This window comes from Methyloglobulus sp. (assembly GCF_964779595.1).
Genome location: NZ_CBAROL010000007.1, coordinates 73,996 through 93,228 on the forward strand (window position 1 = coordinate 73,996; position 19,233 = coordinate 93,228).

14 protein-coding genes and 3 tRNA genes are annotated in these 19,233 nt (G+C 46.1%); 8 read left to right on the forward strand and 9 right to left on the reverse strand.

Translation table 11 applies throughout. The annotated features are described in order from the left end of the window. The first annotated feature begins 5 nt into the window (after positions 1-5). Positions 6-1,100: an efflux RND transporter periplasmic adaptor subunit gene (locus AC1YY3_RS04630; protein ID WP_481824696.1), complete on the forward strand. Its 1,095-nt coding sequence runs from the start codon at positions 6-8 to the stop codon at positions 1,098-1,100. Further along, positions 1,097-4,159: an efflux RND transporter permease subunit gene (locus AC1YY3_RS04635; RefSeq protein ID WP_481824697.1), complete on the forward strand. Its 3,063-nt coding sequence runs from the start codon at positions 1,097-1,099 to the stop codon at positions 4,157-4,159. Before AC1YY3_RS04630 ends, AC1YY3_RS04635 begins: the two co-directional genes overlap by 4 nt. A gap of 229 nt (positions 4,160-4,388) precedes the next feature. Here the strand turns inward: AC1YY3_RS04635 and AC1YY3_RS04640 are convergent, their stop codons facing one another. Then, positions 4,389-5,885: a dihydrolipoyl dehydrogenase family protein gene (locus tag AC1YY3_RS04640; RefSeq protein WP_481824698.1), complete on the reverse strand. Its 1,497-nt coding sequence runs from the start codon at positions 5,883-5,885 to the stop codon at positions 4,389-4,391. Continuing rightward, positions 5,863-6,552, reverse strand: coding sequence for a TVP38/TMEM64 family protein (locus tag AC1YY3_RS04645; RefSeq protein ID WP_481824699.1), 690 nt, complete (start codon positions 6,550-6,552; stop codon positions 5,863-5,865). The genes AC1YY3_RS04640 and AC1YY3_RS04645 overlap by 23 nt, the downstream gene beginning before the upstream one ends. Before the next feature lie 244 nt (positions 6,553-6,796). On the opposite strand from AC1YY3_RS04645, the gene AC1YY3_RS04650 reads away from it, so the two are divergent. After that, a complete protein-coding gene (locus AC1YY3_RS04650) occupies positions 6,797-8,050 on the forward strand; it encodes an EAL domain-containing protein (RefSeq protein WP_482194341.1) in 1,254 nt (417 codons plus the stop codon). A gap of 61 nt (positions 8,051-8,111) precedes the next feature. Here AC1YY3_RS04650 and AC1YY3_RS04655 read toward each other — a convergent pair whose 3' ends face one another. From AC1YY3_RS04655 to AC1YY3_RS04670, 4 genes are all read right to left on the reverse strand, one after another. Continuing rightward, complete coding sequence (locus AC1YY3_RS04655; protein ID WP_481824701.1) at positions 8,112-10,013, reverse strand: transketolase C-terminal domain-containing protein; 1,902 nt, start codon at positions 10,011-10,013, stop codon at positions 8,112-8,114. Between the two features lie 266 nt (positions 10,014-10,279). Next, positions 10,280-12,133 carry a PQQ-dependent dehydrogenase, methanol/ethanol family gene (locus AC1YY3_RS04660; RefSeq protein WP_481824702.1) on the reverse strand — a complete coding sequence of 618 codons (1,854 nt, stop codon included), beginning with the start codon at positions 12,131-12,133 and terminating at the stop codon, positions 10,280-10,282. A 227-nt stretch (positions 12,134-12,360) separates the two neighbouring features. Continuing rightward, entirely contained in the window at positions 12,361-13,086 is a 726-nt protein-coding gene (locus tag AC1YY3_RS04665) for a UDP-2,3-diacylglucosamine diphosphatase (RefSeq protein ID WP_481824703.1), read from the reverse strand. 67 nt (positions 13,087-13,153) lie between these two features. Beyond that, the gene (locus AC1YY3_RS04670) at positions 13,154-13,744 is read right to left on the reverse strand and encodes a peptidylprolyl isomerase (protein WP_481824704.1); all 591 of its coding nucleotides are present in this window, start codon (positions 13,742-13,744) and stop codon (positions 13,154-13,156) included. Positions 13,745-13,898: 154 nt separating this feature from the next. Here AC1YY3_RS04670 and cysS point away from each other — a divergent pair, with 154 nt between their 5' ends. The 5 genes from cysS to AC1YY3_RS04695 all read left to right on the forward strand — a co-directional run bounded on the left by cysS (position 13,899) and on the right by AC1YY3_RS04695 (position 16,452). Then, on the forward strand, positions 13,899-15,341 hold the full coding sequence (gene cysS / locus AC1YY3_RS04675) for a cysteine--tRNA ligase (RefSeq protein ID WP_481824713.1): 1,443 nt from the start codon (positions 13,899-13,901) through the stop codon (positions 15,339-15,341). Between the two features lie 108 nt (positions 15,342-15,449). After that, complete coding sequence (fchA, locus tag AC1YY3_RS04680) at positions 15,450-16,079, forward strand: methenyltetrahydrofolate cyclohydrolase (RefSeq protein WP_481824705.1); 630 nt, start codon at positions 15,450-15,452, stop codon at positions 16,077-16,079. 115 nt (positions 16,080-16,194) lie between these two features. Continuing rightward, positions 16,195-16,271: transfer RNA gene (locus tag AC1YY3_RS04685), tRNA-Pro, on the forward strand. 5 nt (positions 16,272-16,276) lie between these two features. Further along, positions 16,277-16,353: transfer RNA gene (locus AC1YY3_RS04690), tRNA-Arg, on the forward strand. 23 nt (positions 16,354-16,376) lie between these two features. Further along, a tRNA-His gene (locus AC1YY3_RS04695) sits at positions 16,377-16,452 on the forward strand. A gap of 336 nt (positions 16,453-16,788) precedes the next feature. Here the strand turns inward: AC1YY3_RS04695 and AC1YY3_RS04700 are convergent. From AC1YY3_RS04700 to AC1YY3_RS04710, 3 genes are all read right to left on the reverse strand, one after another. Further along, positions 16,789-17,172 (reverse strand): type II toxin-antitoxin system death-on-curing family toxin, encoded by a 384-nt coding sequence (locus AC1YY3_RS04700; RefSeq protein ID WP_481824706.1) that lies wholly within the window; start codon positions 17,170-17,172, stop codon positions 16,789-16,791. Beyond that, positions 17,169-17,378 (reverse strand): TA system antitoxin ParD family protein, encoded by a 210-nt coding sequence (locus AC1YY3_RS04705; RefSeq protein ID WP_481824707.1) that lies wholly within the window; start codon positions 17,376-17,378, stop codon positions 17,169-17,171. Before AC1YY3_RS04705 ends, AC1YY3_RS04700 begins: the two co-directional genes overlap by 4 nt. Before the next feature lie 162 nt (positions 17,379-17,540). Further along, the gene (locus tag AC1YY3_RS04710; protein WP_481824708.1) at positions 17,541-19,076 is read right to left on the reverse strand and encodes a hypothetical protein; all 1,536 of its coding nucleotides are present in this window, start codon (positions 19,074-19,076) and stop codon (positions 17,541-17,543) included. Positions 19,077-19,233: the final 157 nt, after the last annotated feature.

Sequence of the window (19,233 nt, forward strand, 5' to 3'; positions counted from 1 at the left end):
TCTGCATGATCAAACGATTTGCCCTGATTATTTTTTTGTCCCTGCTGCTATTTGGTGGCTTGTTCGGCTGGAAGTTTTTCCAGATCAGCCAGATGGTCAAAAATATCCCCATTCCGCCACCGCCTGTCGTTGCTGCAACGAGCGTGCGGCGTAGTGAATGGGATTCTTACTTGACTGGGGTTGGCAGCTTGGTTGCGGTGGCAGGGGTTGATGTCAATAGCGAAGTGGCAGGCAAGGTGAAGGCACTCCATTTTGAATCAGGCCAGCAAGTCCAGGCCGGAAAATTGTTGGTGGAACTGGATACCAGCACCGATGAGGCCGAGTTGAATGGCTTGGAAGCTGCTTACCAGCTAGAGAAAGTCAAATTTGCCCGTAGCCAACAGTTAATTGCCAAACATTTCATCTCAAAGTCAGACTTTGACCTTAATAAGGCCACCTTGGATGAAGCCAAGGCTGTCGCCAACGCCAAAAAAGCGGTGATTCAAAAGATGCGGATTGTCGCCCCTTTTGCTGGGTTTGTAGGGATACGTAAGGTGAACGTAGGCCAATACCTTGCACCGGGTGATGGCATTGTGCCTTTACAACAATTGCAACCGATTTATGCAGATTTCACCCTGCCGGAACAGTATCTGGCAAGCCTCAATGTTAACCAGGAACTGACCTTAACGGTGCAAGCCTTTCCTGGCAAAATGTTCGGTGGGCATATAACCGCCATCAATTCCGGCATTGACGTGGCGACCCGTTCGGTAAAAATTCGCGCGACCTTGGATAATGCAGAAAAGTTATTGCGTCCTGGCATGTTCATCGAAGTCCAACTGCTGTTGAATGACACGAAATCGGTGCTGACCGTACCCGATACCGCCATTTCCTATAATCCTTATGGCGATTCGGTGTTTGTTATCGAACCCGATAAGCAAGGTTTTAAAGTCCAGTTAAAGCAAATTGTTACTGGTGAAACTCGCGAAGGCAGGGTGGAAATCGTCAAAGGCTTGAATGAAAATGACCGCGTGGTGAGTGCCGGGCAAGTCAAATTACAAAACGGCATGGCAGTTACTTTGGACAAAAAACCGGCTCCGGGTGAACGGGAGACTGTTCAGTGAAATTCACTGATATTTTCGTCGAACGACCGGTATTAGCCAGTGTTATCAGCCTGTTGATCTTGATTGTCGGGTTACGGGCGATAGTCGCGCTGGAATTGCGGCAATATCCAGAAACAGAAAATACCGTCGTCACCATTGCCACCAACTACCCTGGCGCAAGCAGCGATTTGGTCAAAGGTTTTATCACCACGCCTTTGCAACAGGCGATTGCGGAAGCGGATGGAATTGATTATCTATCGTCAAGCAGCCGTCAAGGGCTGTCCAGCATTGAAGCGCACATGCGGCTCAATTACGACCCAAACGCCGCCGTCGCACAGATTCAGGCGAAAGTCGCCAGCCAGCGCAATGTCTTGCCGGAGGAAGCCGAAGATCCGGTCATTACCTCACAAACGGGCGAATCCACTGCCTTGATGTACTTGGCCTTATACAGCGATACCATCAAGCCCGCGCAGATCACGGACTACATGCTGCGGGTAATCCAGCCGAAAATCCAGGCAATCCCTGGGGTCGGCAAGGCTAAGATGCTAGGCAACAAAACCTTTGCCATGCGGATATGGCTGGACAGCAAACGCATGGCTTCGCTTGGGATAACGGCCAGCGATATTAATGAGGTGTTGAAAGACAACAATTACTTGTCTGGAGCAGGGCAGACCAAAGGTGATTTCGTCACCATCAATCTCAGCGCAACAACCGATGTAGCCAAGGAAGAGGATTTCCGGCGATTGGTCGTAGGCGACCGCAACGGTACGCTCATCCGATTGGGTGATGTGGCGAAAACCGAATTAGGCAGCGAAGATTACGACGCAGTCAACTGGTATAAAGGTAAGACCGCCATTTTCATGGGTATCGAGCAAGCGCCTGGAGCGAATCCGCTTACGGTAGCCAAGTTAGTACGGGTTGCCTTAAAAGATATAGAGGCGGGATTGCCCAGCGAATTACATGTGCTACTCCCTTATGATGCCAGCCAGTTCATCGAAGATTCCATCAACGAAGTGGTGGTTACTTTAGTTGAGGCGGTAGCAATCGTATTGCTGGTTATCTACTTATCGTTAGGTTCGTTACGTGCCGCTGTTATCCCAGCTGTAACCGTCCCGCTGTCTTTAATCGGTGGTGCATTTTTGATGTTGTTGATGGGGTTTTCCATCAATTTATTAACGATGTTGGCAATGGTATTGGGCATAGGCTTGGTCGTGGATGATGCCATCGTCGTCGTGGAAAATGTCCATCGTCATATCGAAATGGGCTCAACACGCTTACAGGCTGCCATTCAAGGAGCAAGGGAACTAGGCTTGCCCGTTATCGCCATGACCACGACTTTGATAGCCGTGTATGCACCTATCGGTTTCATGGGCGGATTGGTCGGCACCTTATTTACCGAGTTTTCGTTCACTTTGGCAGGCGCGGTGTTGATTTCCGGCGTGGTCGCGTTGACGTTAGCGCCGATGTTAACTTCAAAATTGCTGAAAGAAAAAAGTGAACCCAGCCGATTTGAACGCACGGTGGAACATTTTTTTACCAGCTTAGCAGAAACCTATCGGCGCGGTTTGCATAAGGTGCTAGAATTTCCATCTGCCATTATGGTATTTGCCGTCTTGGTTGTCATCAGTATTTATTTGATGTTCAACTTATCGACCAAAGAACTTGCCCCCACCGAAGACCAAAGTATCCTATTTTTTATTGCCACAGGCCCGCAGACGGCTACCTTGAAATACAACGAGGCGTATACCAAAGAGTTGGTCGATATTTTTGAAACCATCCCCGAATACAAGGAAAGTTTCCTGTTGCTGGGTTTTGGCAATAGCGTCAATACCGTTTTTGGTGGCTTCAAAATGCCATCCACTACCGAGCGCAAACGCTCACAAATGGAGATACAACCGGAAGTGCAAGCCAAGGCCAGTCAGATCGCTGGATTTAACACGGCTGTTTTTCCGCGCCCCAGTTTGCCCGGATCAGGTGGCGGATTGCCTTTGCAATTTGTCATTGTCACTGATGCGGATTACGCGCAGTTGGAACAGGTCGCTAACGGTTTGATTGGCACTGCCATGAAAAGCGGAAAATTCATCTTCATGATGAAAGACGTGGAATTTACCCAACCCAAAGCCACCTTGGTGATTGACCGCAACCGCGCCGCCGATTTAGGCTTGAAGATGAGTGACATTGGTAAAAACCTAGCTACATTGCTTGGCGGGAGTTATGTTAATCGCTTTAGTTTATTGGGGCGCAGCTATAAAGTCATACCCCAAGTCGATGATGCATCCAGGCTGGATACCAGCAAGTTTGATCAATATTACATCAACACGGCATCCGGCGGGCAGGTGCCGTTGTCGTCTTTGGTCAAAATCGAAAAGTCTGTTGAGCCCAGCAAACGTACACAATTTCAGCAGCTTAACAGCTTGACGGTATCTGCCTTGATGACCCCAGGAATCGCACTAGGCGATGCAATGGCGTACTTGGAACAAGAAGCCAAAGCCTCGTTCCCCAAAAACTTCCAGTGGGATTATACCGGTGCGTCCAGGCAATATGCCCAGCAGGGCAGTGCTTTGGTAATCACTTTTTTCATGTCCTTATTGGTAATTTATCTGGTGCTGGCAGCGCAATTTGAAAGCTGGCGCGATCCCTTGATTATCCTGGTATCCGTACCGCTTTCTATTGCCAGTGCTATGGCGTTCCTTATGTTGGGATTTGCCTCCATCAATATCTATACGCAAGTCGGCTTGATTACCCTGATCGGCTTAATCGCCAAAAATGGTATCTTGATTGTGGAATTCGCCAATCAATTACAAATCAAGGAAGGCTTAAGCAAGCAGGAAGCCATCGAACAGGCTTCCGCCATTCGCCTTAGACCCATCTTAATGACCACGGTAGCGATGATAGTCGCAATGATTCCCCTGCTCATGGCATCTGGCCCAGGTGCCGCCAGCCGTTTCGATATTGGCTTGGTGATTGCGGGTGGATTAGGGGTAGGGACTTTGTTTACCTTATTTGTGGTGCCAGCATTTTATTTGTTGTTGGCTAGGGAGCATCGGGCAACTTTGATAAGTGATGTGGGTAAAAACTAGAGTTTTTTTGTCATTCTTAAATAAAATTGTAGCTTTCCCAAGCGGAGCATCACTGCCCGCAGCTAAGAAATAGGGAGTCAAAAAACATGTTTTTTGATTCGGCGGATTCAACTCTGAAGTGCAAACCTAGGTTTGTACTCCAAGTAAAAGTGATCTCAACACGTAACTGTAGGCAGTGATCGTGTGCGTGGAAACGCTAAATCAGGCGGCATCAAAAGGGAAGGCGTTCTTATTTCTCTTTTTCCCCACGTCTCCAAGCATGATAACGCGCTATCCATTGCAGTAATTTTTCTGGCTGATGATTTTTCTTCCAGACTCCGGCGACGTATTTGTTCGCTTCTGCTAAGGTTGGGTAAATGTGGATTGTGCCAAGGATTTTGTTGAGACCGATGCCGTGTTTCATAGCCAGAACAAACTCTGCAACTAAGTCGCCAGCATGATCGCCGACAATTGTTACGCCTAGAATTTTATCTTTGCCTGGTTTGGTTAGTACTTTGACGAAACCGTGTGCGTTACCATCGGCAATCGCCCTGTCCAAGCCGGCTATGTCGTATTTGCTGACTTCGTATTTAATGCCTTGTTCGTTGGCTTCTTGCTCATTAAGGCCAACTCGTGCGACTTCGGGTTCGGTAAAAGTCGCCCAGGGGATGACGGAATAATCGGTACGGAATTTCTTGATGTTACCGAACAGGGCATTGACGGCGGCGTACCAGGCTTGATGTGCCGCCGTATGGGTAAATTGATAAGGGCCTGATACATCGCCACAGGCGAATATGTTTGGGTAATTGGTCGCCTGAAAGCCGTCTATCTGGATGGCGCGTTTGGGCGATAATTCCACGCCGATGTCTTCCAAGCCGTAACCTGATGTATTTGGTGATCGACCAAGTGCTAACAAAATAGCATCAAAGGGTATGCGGATCGTATTGCCTTCATGCTCGACTAACAGAAGTTTCTCGCTGTTTTCGACGATGAATTGTTTTGCGGTATGACCCAAGCGGACATCAATGCCTTCTTTTTCGAACTGTTCCAGTACCAGCCCTGAAGCGTCTTCATCTTCTCGTATTAGCAGCCGTGATGCCATTTCTACCATTGTTACTTTGCTACTTAATCGCGCAAAACATTGCGCCAGCTCACAACCGATGGGGCCACCGCCCAAAACGATCAATCTGTTAGGTTGTATGCGTAAGCTCCAGACAGTATCAGACGTTAAGTAGTCGATGTTTTCAATGCCGAGAATAGGTGGAACAAGAGGACGTGCGCCAGCGGCAATGACGATGGCTAAGGTCGTTAAAGTTTGCGTTCCGGTTGCGGTGGTAACTTCAACTTCCCAAGGCGATATTATCCTGGCATTGCCTTTTATGACATCAACACCGAGGTTTTGGTAGCGTTCGACAGAATCATGCGGTTCTATGGCTTTTACCACAGACTGTACACGTTCCATGACATCTGAAAACTCGTATTCTGCCGTCATTTTGGCTATGCCAAATTCCTTTGCACGAGTGGCGTTGGCGAGTAATCGCGTGGTGCTTATCAAGGCTTTAGAAGGCACACAGCCGGTATTCAAGCAATCACCGCCCATGCGGTGTTTTTCTATCAGAGTCACTTTAGCTTTGACCGCTGCGGCAATGTAACTTGTGACCAAACCTGCAGAACCGCCCCCGATAACAATGATATTATTATCGAATGATTTTGGTTTGATCCAGTTATGTCTGGTTTTGTTTGTCATGTGCGCGGTGTTCCACAATTTTTTTGGTGATGAGCGGGAAAATGCCCAGCAATATAAATGAACCAATCAACCAAGGCGAGGTAATATCTGATAAGGATTTAATTGCTGCAAGCTGAGTTCCAGCATTAACATAAACTAGCGTTCCGGCGAGCATCCCGACTTGGCTAACCCAGAAAAAAGTGGATGCCTGCATTTTGGTCAATCCCATAATCAAGTTGATGGCAAAGAAAGGAATTAACGGCACCAATCGTAAAGTAAAAAGATAATAACCGCCGTCTTTTTCAATGCCAGCGTTAATGGCACTCAGTTGCTGGGCAAATTTTTGCTCTAAATTTTCTCGAAATAAAAACCGCGCAGCCAAAAAAGCCAACGTCGCGCCAATTGTGGAAGCAATGGATACAATCACCGTTCCCCACAGCAAACCGAATAGCGCCCCGCCTGCCAATGTCAAGACAGTTGCCCCAGGCAGGGAAAGCCCAGTCACGACTATATAAATCAAGCCATAAACAAGCAATGTTAAGATGGGATGATTAGCATAGTAAGACAAAATGGTTGCTTGCTGGGATTGCAACTTAGTCAGGCTTAGGTAATCCTGCATATCGAAATAAAAAAACAGGACGACCAATACGACAATTACGCCGATCAACCGAGTTTTTGAGATGTTCATAGTCAGCCCTTTGGTTGCTTTAATGCTTTATCAAGTGTTAGTTGGTAAACTTAGCTGATGCGCGATTCTTCATTTTAGCGTATCAGCTATCACAATAAGCACAAGATAGTCTGGTAATCAAGTGACATAGGTAGTTATACCGATTGTATGTTTTGTTGGTATTTACTATTCTTACAGCCACATCTGCATCTAAATTCGATAATTTAGTTGCAACACTCACACGAACAAAAAGCCGCCCGATGACATGAATTTATTAACCAGACCCTCATTTATTCAAACCATTGGACAGATTTCTTCCGGCAATGATTCCCATCACACCCTGATTTATACGGAAATCAATCAAGTCCCAAAAATTGCCAGCTTGTTGCAAGGGATAGCAGCAGAAGAGCAGCTTATCAATGCAATTCAATTGCTTATATTCAACAGGGTCAAAAATCTGCCTGATGCCTGCATGGGAAAATTGGGTTGGAATCGGTTTGCTATCATTCTTAAGCTGCCCGTTGAAGAAAGCCTTGAAATTGCCGAAAACCTAGCCTTGATGTTGGATAGTCAGTCCATCGATATTGAAGGCATCAGTTATTATCCCAAATTAATATTTGGCGTAACGCCCTTATCGCCAGAATACAAAACACCTGAACGCATACTGGCTGCCGTCGATGAGGCTTTGTTTCAGGCGCGGCGGACGGGTAATAGTGTTGTAAAACTTATCGAACACGACGACCCCATACTGCATGATTATTATGATTCATTAAAACTGCTGCCTACGATAACAGAAGGCATTAAAAATCAATCATTTGTGCTATTTTCACAGCCTATTGTGCCAATTACTCATCAAATTGAAGTGCAGCAAAAATTAGAGATTCTGTTGCGTTATAAAAATGGTGACGGGCAAATAGATAGCAATCATCGATTTTTGCAAACGGCAGAATTATTCCACATCAGCCGTGAAGTCGATTTTTATGTCGTGCATCAATTTTGCCGCTATTTCGCCCAGCAAAATAACTCTAATGCTTTGTATTCACTTAATATTTCTGGTAGCACGATTCGATATAACCCATTTATTGATATTTTGGCAAAAGAATTCAAGCATTTTTGGGTCAATCCTGAGCAAGTTTGCTTTGAAATTACTGAGACCGTTGCTGACCGAGATTATAAGCAAGCCATTCATTTTATGAATTTGTTGAAAAGCCGTTTAGGTTGCCAATTATCCCTAGACGATATTGGTATTGGTTCGAGCAATCTGGCGAATCTGTCCAAATTTAATGTCGATTATTTGAAAATAGACGGGTCGTTCATCAATGATATTTTGCTTGATCCGTATTCTGAACTGGTGGTGAACTTTATAACGTCTGCCGCCAAACTCTATGGTCGAAAAACGATTGCTGAATATGTTGAGAATACCCAACAGCTTGATAAGCTAAGGGACTTAGGCGTGGATTATGCCCAAGGCTATTTCACGGGGAAACCCGAAATCTTGTTTGATCCAATGCTGAATTAAAAACGTAGCGTATAAAAAAAGGCCACGGTTAAGTGACCTTTTTTAGTTTATGTAGAATGGATTATTTTTTCACCAATTCTTTAACTTTTGCCATAATGCCAGCAGGATCAATCCCTTGATGCGGGAATTGCTCCCAAAGACCGCCACAGCCTTCCTTGTGTGTGCCTAAATGGGCGAATTTCGGCGTTAAGCCGCGTTCCAACAGCCAAGAACCGTAACGGCTACCTAAACCTGTTTTCTTGTTAAACGATTCTACAACAAGCACCATTGGCGATTTACCGACCTTCGCTAACATATCTTCATCAATCACGTTCAAAGTCGGTTTGTTGATTAAGCCGACATCAATCCCTTCCGCTTTTAAACGTTCAACCGCATCCAAGGCACGATACAAAGTTTCACCGAAAGCGACAACATAACCTGCCGTACCTTCGCGGATAACTTCGTCTTTGCCTGGTACGAATTTGTAGTCGCCGCCGAAGAATTCGTTGCCTTTGTCGTCCAAAATCAAGGGCGTTTTAGAGCGGGTTGAGAATACGAAACGCAAGCCTGGATCGAAGAAAATCTTTTCCACAACCGCTTTCATTTGGTTTGGATCGGCTGGGAAATACAATCCCGTCGCATAACCATCAGACAAACCGTTGTCGGCGAACATGTTATTCAGACCGAAATGGCAAGTGTTATCCGCCATGTCGTCAATGCCGGAATGTGAGAAATGGCTTAATACGTTGGAGTTGTTCAGGCGGGCCATGGTGATTTCGGACATCAGCATTTCCAGGAACGCGCTGAAAGTGCCGAAAATACCTTGTTTACCTGCTTCCATGCCGAAACCAGCGGCAGCGGAGAAGTTACCGCGTTCCATGATGCCAGATGAAATGAATGAGTCGGGGAATGCGGCGTGGATTTTGTGCAAGCCACAAGAACCTTCCAAGTCGGAATCGATAACACGGACTTTGGCTTTACGATCCGCTTCGCTCATGCCGTTCATTGCTGCAACCACAGCATCGCCGAACACGTTACGGTTTGCATCCCACTTATCACTAGAACCTAAGAAGGTATCCGTCATTTTAGGGGCAACGACAGCTTTCAAGAACTCAACAGCGGCAGTATGACCGCGTGTTTCCAAATATTCCAAAGCAACTTTTACGGAGACGACATCATGGCCGTGGGTGGAGCCTTCCAGGCCGACAATGCCAGGACACATTTTGCGGTAGTTGATGATGGCAACTGGGCCGTCAGTATTGATGGCTTCGCAGATATTCGCATACAAGCTGTCCAGATCTTCGCCGTCGCCTTCTAATACGGTTAAACCGTGACCAGCCAAGGTTTTTGCGGTTGAGCAACCTTTAAGGTATTTTGAAGGATGACCAGCGATAGTTACGTCATTGTCGTCGATAATCAGTTTGACGTTCAAGCCTTGAGCTACTGCCAAACGTGCGGCTTCGGCATCGTCGCCTTCTTGTTGCGATCCGTCTGAACCTAAGCAGAACAAGGTTTTGCTGGGGTTGGCGATTGCCACACCGTTGATATAAGGCCACATGTGACCTAAACGGCCTGAACTGAATTTAACGCCTGGGGTAAAACCTAATTCAGGATGACCTGGTAAGTGCGAATGTGCGGCGCGGTATTCGGTCAATTTTTCGGCAGGCATATCGCCGTTTAACACGGACATCAGGTATTGCGTGGCAACGCGGTGTCCGGCTTCATCGAAGAAAGTCGGCACATATTTGTCTGAGCCACGGAATAGGGCATCCATAATCATGACTTCTGGCACGGTGTCATATGGGCCGCCGGTGTGACCGCCCACGCCACGGGCTGCGCCAGTGGAAGTAAAGAACACGATGGCATCGCGGCATAGTTGGATGTTGGCTTGCAGGGCAGTTTTTTGTTCCGCCGTTAAGGTCGGAACGTTGGCATCCAGTTTGATGCGTTGATAAGCGCCAAGATCGATTGGAAAGTTAGTCATGGGTCATTTCTCGTGTGTTAAAGATTATTTCTAGTTATTGCTGTATTGCTCACAATAACCGATTTATAAGTGACAAGTGTTATTTTGATAAAGAGATAGTATCAGCTGGTCCACTTCTTTCGGTGTGTATGTTCTCAAAATTAGGGGATTTGGTAAAGTTTTTCCTCAATAGTTCACTTGAAGTGGCTCATTGACAGGCACAAAAAAACCCTGGTCATCGCTCGCTGACCAGGGTTTCTATTCAACAATTAATCAGGAAAGATTAATCAGTTAGGCAGTGCAAACACGGTAAGTGTGCCACCCAGTTTGGTGTAAGAGCTTAAGCTTCTGTAAGCACCTACTGCACCCAAACCTTCTGTGTTGGAGTCTTCTTTACCCGTGTCAAGACCAGCAGCAATACCGATACCTGCCCAGCCACCAATACCTGACAGTACGCCAATATATTGTTTGCCATTGTATTTCCAAGTATTGACGTTACCGATAATGCCAGACGGGGTTTTAAACTTATACAGTTCTTTACCCGTTTTAGCATCAACTGCTTTTAAATAGCCTTCAAGCGTTCCGTAGAACACAACGCCACCGGATGTAGCCAATGAACCAGACCAAACCGAGAACTGTTCCTTGTTTGACCATGCAATTTTACCGGTTTTAGCGTCATAAGCGGTGAACTGACCGAGGTTGGTGCTGCCGTCAGGTTGACCTGTGATGGCATCTGCACCTGCTGGCATCATGGTTAATGTAGCACCTACATAAGGTTGACCCGCTTTGTAGTCAACCGCGAATGGTTCATAGTCCATACACAGGTGATTACCTGAGATGTAGAACAAACCCGTTTGCGGCGAGTAAGATACCGGCTGTTGATTTTTAGAACCTAAGGCAGCAGGGCAAACGCCTTTGCTGTTCACGTCTTCGCCGTTTTGTTCAGTACTGTATTTAGAAACCACTTGTGGACGACCAGAGTTCATATCCACGTGTGATGCCCAGTTTACTGATTTGTCAAATTTTTCAGCAACCAACAATTCACCGGTCACGCGATCCAGCGTGTAGCCAAAGCCGTTACGGTCAAAATGCACGATAGTTTTGTGCATTGCGCCTTTAACTTCTTGGTCAACCAATACGGTTTCGTTGATACCGTCATAATCCCACTCATCATGTGGAGTCATTTGGTAAACCCATTTTACTGCACCAGTGTCAGCATCACGAGCCCACAAGGACATTGACCATTTGTTGTCGCCAGGACGTTGTACAGGATTCCAAGTAGACGGATTGCCTGAGCCGTAATAGATCAAGTTCAATTCAGGATCGTAGCTAGTCCAGCCCCAGGTAGTACCGCCGCCGATTTTCCATTGGTCGCCTTTCCAGGTTTTTACGCTTGAATCTGCGCCAACTGGAGCAACTTTGCCATTTTCCCAAGTTGTGGTGCTGCTGGGGTTAATCAAAGTGTCAGAATCAGGCCCCATGCTGTAACCTTTCCAGGCCAGCTTGCCAGTCCGCATGTTGTAAGCAGCCAAGAATCCGCGTACACCAAATTCACCACCGGAAATACCGGTTAGCACGTTTTCTTTAACGACCAGAGGTGAAGACGTGTTGGTCATACCCAATTTTGGGTCGCCATTCTGAACACTCCAAACCCGTTTGCCGGTTTTTGCATCTAAAGCCGTTAAGACGGTATCAGATTGTTGCAAGAAGATTTTGCCATCGCCGTAACCTAAGCCACGGTTAACCGTGTCGCAACACATCACAGGAATGGTGACATCTGCATCTTGGGTAGGCGTATATTCCCAAATAACCGCTTGGGTTTTTTGGTCAATTGCATACACGGTATTAGGGAAAGGTGTATGAATGTAAAGAATATCATCAATTACCAGCGGACCACCTTCATGACCACGTAAAACACCTGTAGAGAAAGACCATGCAGGTTGCAGATTCTTTACGTTGTCAACGTTGATGTCTGAAAGTTCGCTATAGCGAGTGCCAGCATAGTTACCACCCCACATTGCCCAGTTGGCTGGGTTCTTTGATAGTTGTTCATTGGCACTATTTGCTGTCGCTATTGCTGGCGCAGCAATCAACACAGCTACACTCGACGCAATTAGCCAATTTCTAAGAGGCTTCTTCATATATTTTTCTCCTGATATCTTGTTGTACGACAAAATACTGATTATGATTTTTTAAGACTTAAAGTTAGTTTTTGGGGTGATTATTTTTATCTCCTCGGGTACAGGACACTTCACGCCACGCAGTAGATTTAATTATTTTGCCATAAAAGTCAACTTTTAATGTTATATGGTCAATACGTATCCACATAGATAGTTCTTCATGATATTAATTGTTAAGGATAATCTGTTCATACGGTTTCTATCCGGTAGCCATTTTCATCCCAAACCAGTGCGTCACCTTTGTCTTTAGTCCATGCAGCCAAAACATAACGCTGGGCAGCTTTTCCGTTGATCTCAAAATTATGAATATTAGGTCGATGGGTGTGTCCATGTATCAAACGTAAACAATTATGCTTAACCAAGGTATCGGTAACTGTTTTTTGATTAACATCCATAATTTCTTGCGTTTTTTGGCGCTTATGGAAATAGCTTCGTATTCGATACCAACGGGCAACCAACAATCGTACGAACAACGGTTTGGAAAGCACATTATGCTGCCATTCAGGAGTGCGCGATTTGCTGCGAAATTCCTGGTAGGGCAAGTCATCGGTACACAGTAAATCGCCGTGCATAAGCAATGTTGGCACACCGAATAAATCAATCTGAACAGGATCATCCAATAAGACAATACCGGTATCCTTACAAAATTGATTCCCCAATAAAAAATCACGATTTCCTTGCTGGAAATACACCTTAACCCCCGATTCTGTAAGCCGTTTCAGCGATTCACGAATTTTGGGATTAGGTGGACTGAAATCATCATCGCCCACCCAGGCATCAAAGAGGTCACCCAAGATGTATAAGGTGCTGGCTTTTGTCGCCCTGTTGTCCAGAAAATGAAGGAAGCGTTGGGTAATTTCCGGCTTATCCCAGGCAAGATGAAGGTCGGAAATAAACAGGATTTCAGTGTTCATGACAAAAGCAGGCACAAGGCGCAAGGTTTTTGATTTTTTGCCTTTGGCCTTGCATTTTTAGCCTTATTTATTTAATTACTTCCGCTTTCTCAATCACAATGTCAGTTTTCGGCACGTCTTGATGACCGCCCTTATTGCCCGTTGCTTGTGTCGCCATTGCATCAACCACATCCATCCCTTCAACTACTTCACCAAATACCGCATAACCCCAACCGCTGGAGGTTGGGCTGGTATGGTCGAGGAAAGCATTGTCTTTTAGATTGATAAAAAACTGCGCCGTTGCAGAATTAGGATCGTTAGTCCGCGCCATCGCCAACGTGGCACGATTGTTTTTCAGGTCATTATCGGCTTCATTCTTGATTGAGGCATGCACTTCTTTTTGTTTGAAAGCCGTATCAAAACCGCCGCCTTGCGCCATAAAACCTTTAATGACACGGTGGAATATCGTGCCGTTATAAAAGCCTTCGTTAACATAAGTTAAAAAATTAGCAGAAGAAACCGGTGCTTTCTCGGTGTTCAGTTGTACAATTATCGCGCCGAGTGATGTGGTCAATTTGATTTTATTACTGGATGATACGGGTTGAGACATTTTATTTTCCGTTGCAAATGATGAAGTTGCGCTAAGGCACAACAGGGCAGACAGTATCAAAGTACGCATAGCTTAATTTCCTGTGCTGGTGATAAACCCAAAATTTTAGGTGTTTTTAGCTTGAAAGAGAAGCGTTAATCTTGGTAGATTGCACTCCTTTTATCAAAACGCTTACCTAAAGATGTATGGGCAAAAGATTTATTGCCTCTACTTACCGAGATCAATCTTGAAAATATATAACACCTTAACCCGCAAAAAAGAAGAATTCCAGCCCCGCGTACCGGGCAAGGTCGGCATGTACGTGTGTGGCATGACCGTCTACGATTACTGCCACATCGGCCATGCCCGCGTGATGGTCGTGTTTGATACCGTGGCGCGGTATTTTCGCCATAAAGGTTACGAGCTGACTTACGTCCGCAACATCACCGACATCGACGACAAGATAATCAACCGCGCCAATGAATACGGCGAAGACTTCACCGCGTTAACCCAACGCTTCATCGATGCCATGCACGAAGACGAACGCGCATTAAACGTCTTGCCGCCGGATGCCGAACCCAAGGCAACCCAATCCATACCCGCCATTATCGCCATGATAGCCACCCTAATCGACAAAGGGCTGGCCTACGTAGGGACGAACGGCGACGTATTCTACTCGGTCAGCAAATTCAAGGATTACGGCAAGCTATCGGGCAAAAACCTCGCCGACTTGCAAGCGGGCGAACGTGTCGATGTCGATCAAGCCAAACAAGACCCGCTAGATTTCGTACTCTGGAAAATGGCCAAACCCGGCGAGCCGTCTTGGCCTTCGCCCTGGGGCTTAGGCCGTCCCGGCTGGCACATCGAATGCTCAGCCATGTCCACTTGCTGCTTGGGCAACCATTTCGACATCCATGGCGGCGGCATGGACTTGCAATTTCCCCACCACGAAAACGAAATCGCCCAATCCGAAGGCGCAACTGGGGAAACCTTTGTCAACTATTGGATGCACAACGGATTTGTGCGAGTGGACAATGAAAAAATGTCCAAGTCGTTGGGGAATTTTTTTACTGTGCGTGAAGTGCTAAAGCAATATCAACCTGAAGTTGTCCGGTTTTTTATTCTGCAAAGCCATTACCGCAGTCCGCTGAATTATTCCGATGAGCAACTGAATGATGCTAAAGCGGGGTTAAATCGATTATATACTGCGTTGCGTGATGTTGAGGCGGTCGGTGCGCTATTAGCAGGGGATTATAAAAATCGTTTTGAACAGGCGATGGACGATGATTTTAATACACCTGTTGCACTGTCGGTTTTGTTTGATATTGCAACTGAGCTTAATAAAGCTAAACAACCAAAAGAAATTGAAAGAGCAGGACAATTAGCAAACAATCTTAAAAAACTGGGCGACTTATTGGGCATATTGCAGAATGATCCAGATGCTTTTTTAAAAGGGAAAGTTACGCATGAAGTTGTAGCTGCGCTAGTAGGCGGAGGGTCTGCTATTACTGGCACAGCAGAATTGACTAGAGGAAACTCTTGGATTGAGCAAAAAATTCTGGATCGTTCAGAAGCCAAAAAATCAAAAAACTGGGCTTTAGCCGACCAAATCCGTGATGAATTAAAACAGCAAGGCATTATTCTTGAAGACAAACCTGATGGCACAACCTCTTGGCGGCGTGAATGACTGTTTTAGCCAATCTAATGTAGGTCGGGTTAGCGTAGTGTAACCCGACAACTGCCAAGCAATTTCAGACCTCTAACTCGACAGCAATTATCAATAAAATCACCACCAATGACCGAAATCAAAGACAAACCGATCCAAATCTTCCTCGACGCACTCGCCAGCAAATCCGCTACGCCCGGCGGTGGCAGTGCGGCGGCACTTATGGGCGCACAAGGCGCGGCCTTGGTCAGCATGGTCTGCAATCTCACCATCGGTAAACCCAAGTTCGCCGAAGTTGAAGCCGAACTTCAAGAAGTTTTGGGCAAAGCCGAAACCTTACGCAGCCAACTGACCGACCTTATCCAAGCCGACATTGAAGTATTCAATCGGCTGATGTCCAAGTACGCCTTGCCAAGGGAAACGGAGGAAGAAAAGGCAAGCCGTAGCACCTCCATCCAGGCGGTATTGCAAGAGGCAACTGAAGTCCCGATGCAATGCGTCCACGCCTGCGCCGAGATTATTCGCTTAAGCAAAGTTGCCGCCGGCTTAGGCAATCCCAGTGCCGTCAGCGATGCTGGGGCGGCGGTCATGGCGGCATACAGCGGATTGAAAAGCTCCGCATTAAACGTCTACATCAATCTGGGTAGCATCAAAGACAAATCGTTTTCTGAAACCAAATTGGCGGAACTTGAGCAGGTAACTGAAAATATTGAACAGATGGTGAATGAAATTTACCAGGTTGTTAAAACTAGGCTTTAATCGCTTAGTTATTCGTCGACAGAAAAAACAATTGACGGTTATCCTGCCCCCCGTTATCATACGCTGCTCTTTAGGGGCGGTTGGCAAATTCAACAAGTCGTTGTAAAGATATAGTCGGGGTATAGCGCAGTCTGGTAGCGCGCCTGCTTTGGGAGCAGGATGTCGGGGGTTCGAATCCCTCTACCCCGACCAACTTTGCGCTTGTAGCTCAGCTGGATAGAGCATCGGCCTTCTAAGCCGAGGGTCGCAGGTTCGAGTCCTGCCAAGCGTACCATTTCCATCTCCATATTTCCTATGGTGAGCGTAGCTCAGTTGGTAGAGTCCCGGATTGTGATTCCGGTTGTCGCGGGTTCGAGCCCCGTCGTTCACCCCATTAAATTAATTGCTTACCTTAAGCTATAAACATTGCTTTTGGTAACTGTGTCCAATTTCATGACCGCATTTGCGGCACGGGTAGCCAAATATTCAGGTGTCAGGTTAGCGTACCTGAGAACAATTTATAATCAGACTACCCGCTATGTGCATCATGGCTTTATAGCTTCGCCGACACAATCGATGGTCTTAAATCCTGTCTTTAAAGAGGAAAATATAACGGGGATGATGGATACATCTTTAGTTGAGAGCCAATCTTCATTGTAAAACTGTACACTTTCTTTACAAATTGGTTACGGGGAGTGCCTAAAAATACCTAATGAGTTTAAGGCTATGCTCATTGGCTGTTTACTTTTAAAAATGTCCGCAGCCCGTCTTCATCTAAATCACTGGAAGCTACCGCCATTATGGTATCTGCGGCGGCGGTTGCGCTGGCGATGAAAGCATGACCGTTCATTTCCAGAAAGAGGATGCCCACACCAAAGCCAACCCGCTTATTGCCGTCAACGAAAGGGTGATTTTTGACAATCCCCATGATGTACGATGCCGCTAGGTCAACGATGGCTGAGTTGTCGCCGTAATTGTGCAGCTGCTGCGGTCGGGCAAGCGCAGACTGCAATAAGCCACGGTCACGTATCCCGGCAGCACCGCCGTTAAGGGTCAATAAGCGTTCGTGAATCAGGATGGTGTCGCTCTCGGTGATCCAGATAATCCCTGTCACTCGGACAAAATTCTGAAGGTTTCAGAATACCGCCCGATAATATCCTCAAACTTCGCGAGCTTCACAGCGGAAATGTCTTGCGTTTCCTCAACCGCCTTGCCTAGTAAAGCCCAATGTTCGATCTGTTTGGGTGTAGACCTGTGCATGGCTTTTGCCGCTGTTTTGGCCGCGTCTATCAGGTTGTCGGATAATTGGATGGCTGCCATGTGGAGTTCCTAATAGATTTAAAAATATAATTTATCATTATTTATGTTTTTTTACAATAAAACACAATACTATTGACTATTATTGTAGCTTTGAGCTAGTGATAAATCCTGTGAAACTTTAGAACCTTTTGTTGATTATTACCCAAAGCGTAGCTCCAATAGCTAATCATCTGATCTTGCTGTTTTAAAACGGGCAGACGCGCCCAAGAGACCAACTACAAAGAAAGCCGTACCAACAAGTGTGAAACGCAGGTTGGGTTCCTCGACTGTCATGTCGTCAGTTGCGTAAAGCATGATAATGACGGCAATCAATCCCCACCCAAGAAAACGCAGCACAGCGAGCATAGCAAGCTTGCCCAGCGTTTCCGCTTCGCTCACGGGTGTATCCATTCGATAAGCTACAAAACCGCACATCAACGCGGGTAAAATTCCCCAGCGTGTATGTTGGATAAAGCTATCCAGAAAATTAAAATATTCTCTACGGTAGTGAGTTAATTCAAGAACGAGCAAGGAAGACGTGGTGCTAACGATAAACCCGACTATCATCATCGCCATATAGAACCCATAGTTCAGCTCGGATTGTCCTCGTTGATGTCTGACAGCTATCGTCCGAGCAATAAAGACAAGCGTTATCGGCAGCACATACATTGGAATGGCGTAAGCGATCCAGCGGAGCGTAGCGTAATTAAAATGTGGAAGCGGTTTTTCGGGAAACAAGAAAGCATTATGCAGTGACACCGAAAGCTCACGCCCTAACATTACTCCAATTGCGGTGGCGGCCGTGAAAATAAGAATGTATTTATAGGTGTGTTTGAGGCGAGCTTCTTGAACCTTACCACCGAGTTGTTTCACAGATGCCCATATCTCGTTTTCACTGGCACTCCCGAATACGACCAGCGCGGCAAGCAAGCGACAGAGCAGGCCGGTGAGATGATCCAGATCCTTAATCAAATTTACCGTCTTGGTGTAGTGCGGTTCCGCTTCTTTCCAGACATTCACTTTTTCTGACATCGCATTGTAGGAAATACAGATTTCTCCCCATTTCAGTGACGGTTCGTTGAATAAACGACGATAGGATGATTGGTTGGCGTAGTTTTGTATCTGATTAAAAAGCAGGCAGTTATGCGCCCATTTATATTCGACTGTGGCACTGGATTTGTCGAAATCACCCGGATCCATGGTCGGAATCAGCAAGCGATTGGCTATTTGTTCTTTTAATGGCTCATCGATTGCTGACAATCTGGATGAGATTAACGCATTGTAGACTTCTACGGCCTTGGTCGGAATGGCGAAAGCGTCATGGATACTGTCCCTTAAAATAAGTAAGGGGTTAAACTTGCTTTCCCATGCAATAAAAAACAGCAACAGCACCGCTACCATCAAAGGTACGATTGTGCTACCGTCCAAGCCATTCATAAGATCCACTAATTGCCAGGCACGGAGATCTTTCACGATGAGCGTTACCAGCGGTTCAAGAGGTAACCATTGCCAAGTCAGTAACCCGTAAAGTGCTGCCATTAACGTGCAATACGATGCGATACCTAGAAAATAGGTGCTTTTGCGGATAAAGTATTGGGGCAACGTCGGTTCAGCGCATAACTGTATTCGGCGTTTTTGGAAAGATTGATAAGCAAGAAAGAGGGCGATCCCAATTCCAATGAACTGTACAGCAAAGTTAATCAAGGTTTCGACAGTCATCGTGCAATTGATCCTAGGTAATTCATAAGATTTCCAGTGTAGGAGAAAATGTTAAGTGCTACCTAATTTTAAACGCTTATCAAACAAAACCGGTCATTATTTAAGCCAATTCTGCAAAGGCTATTGTGGCTAAATCAAATAATAAGCGCCTTGTCTT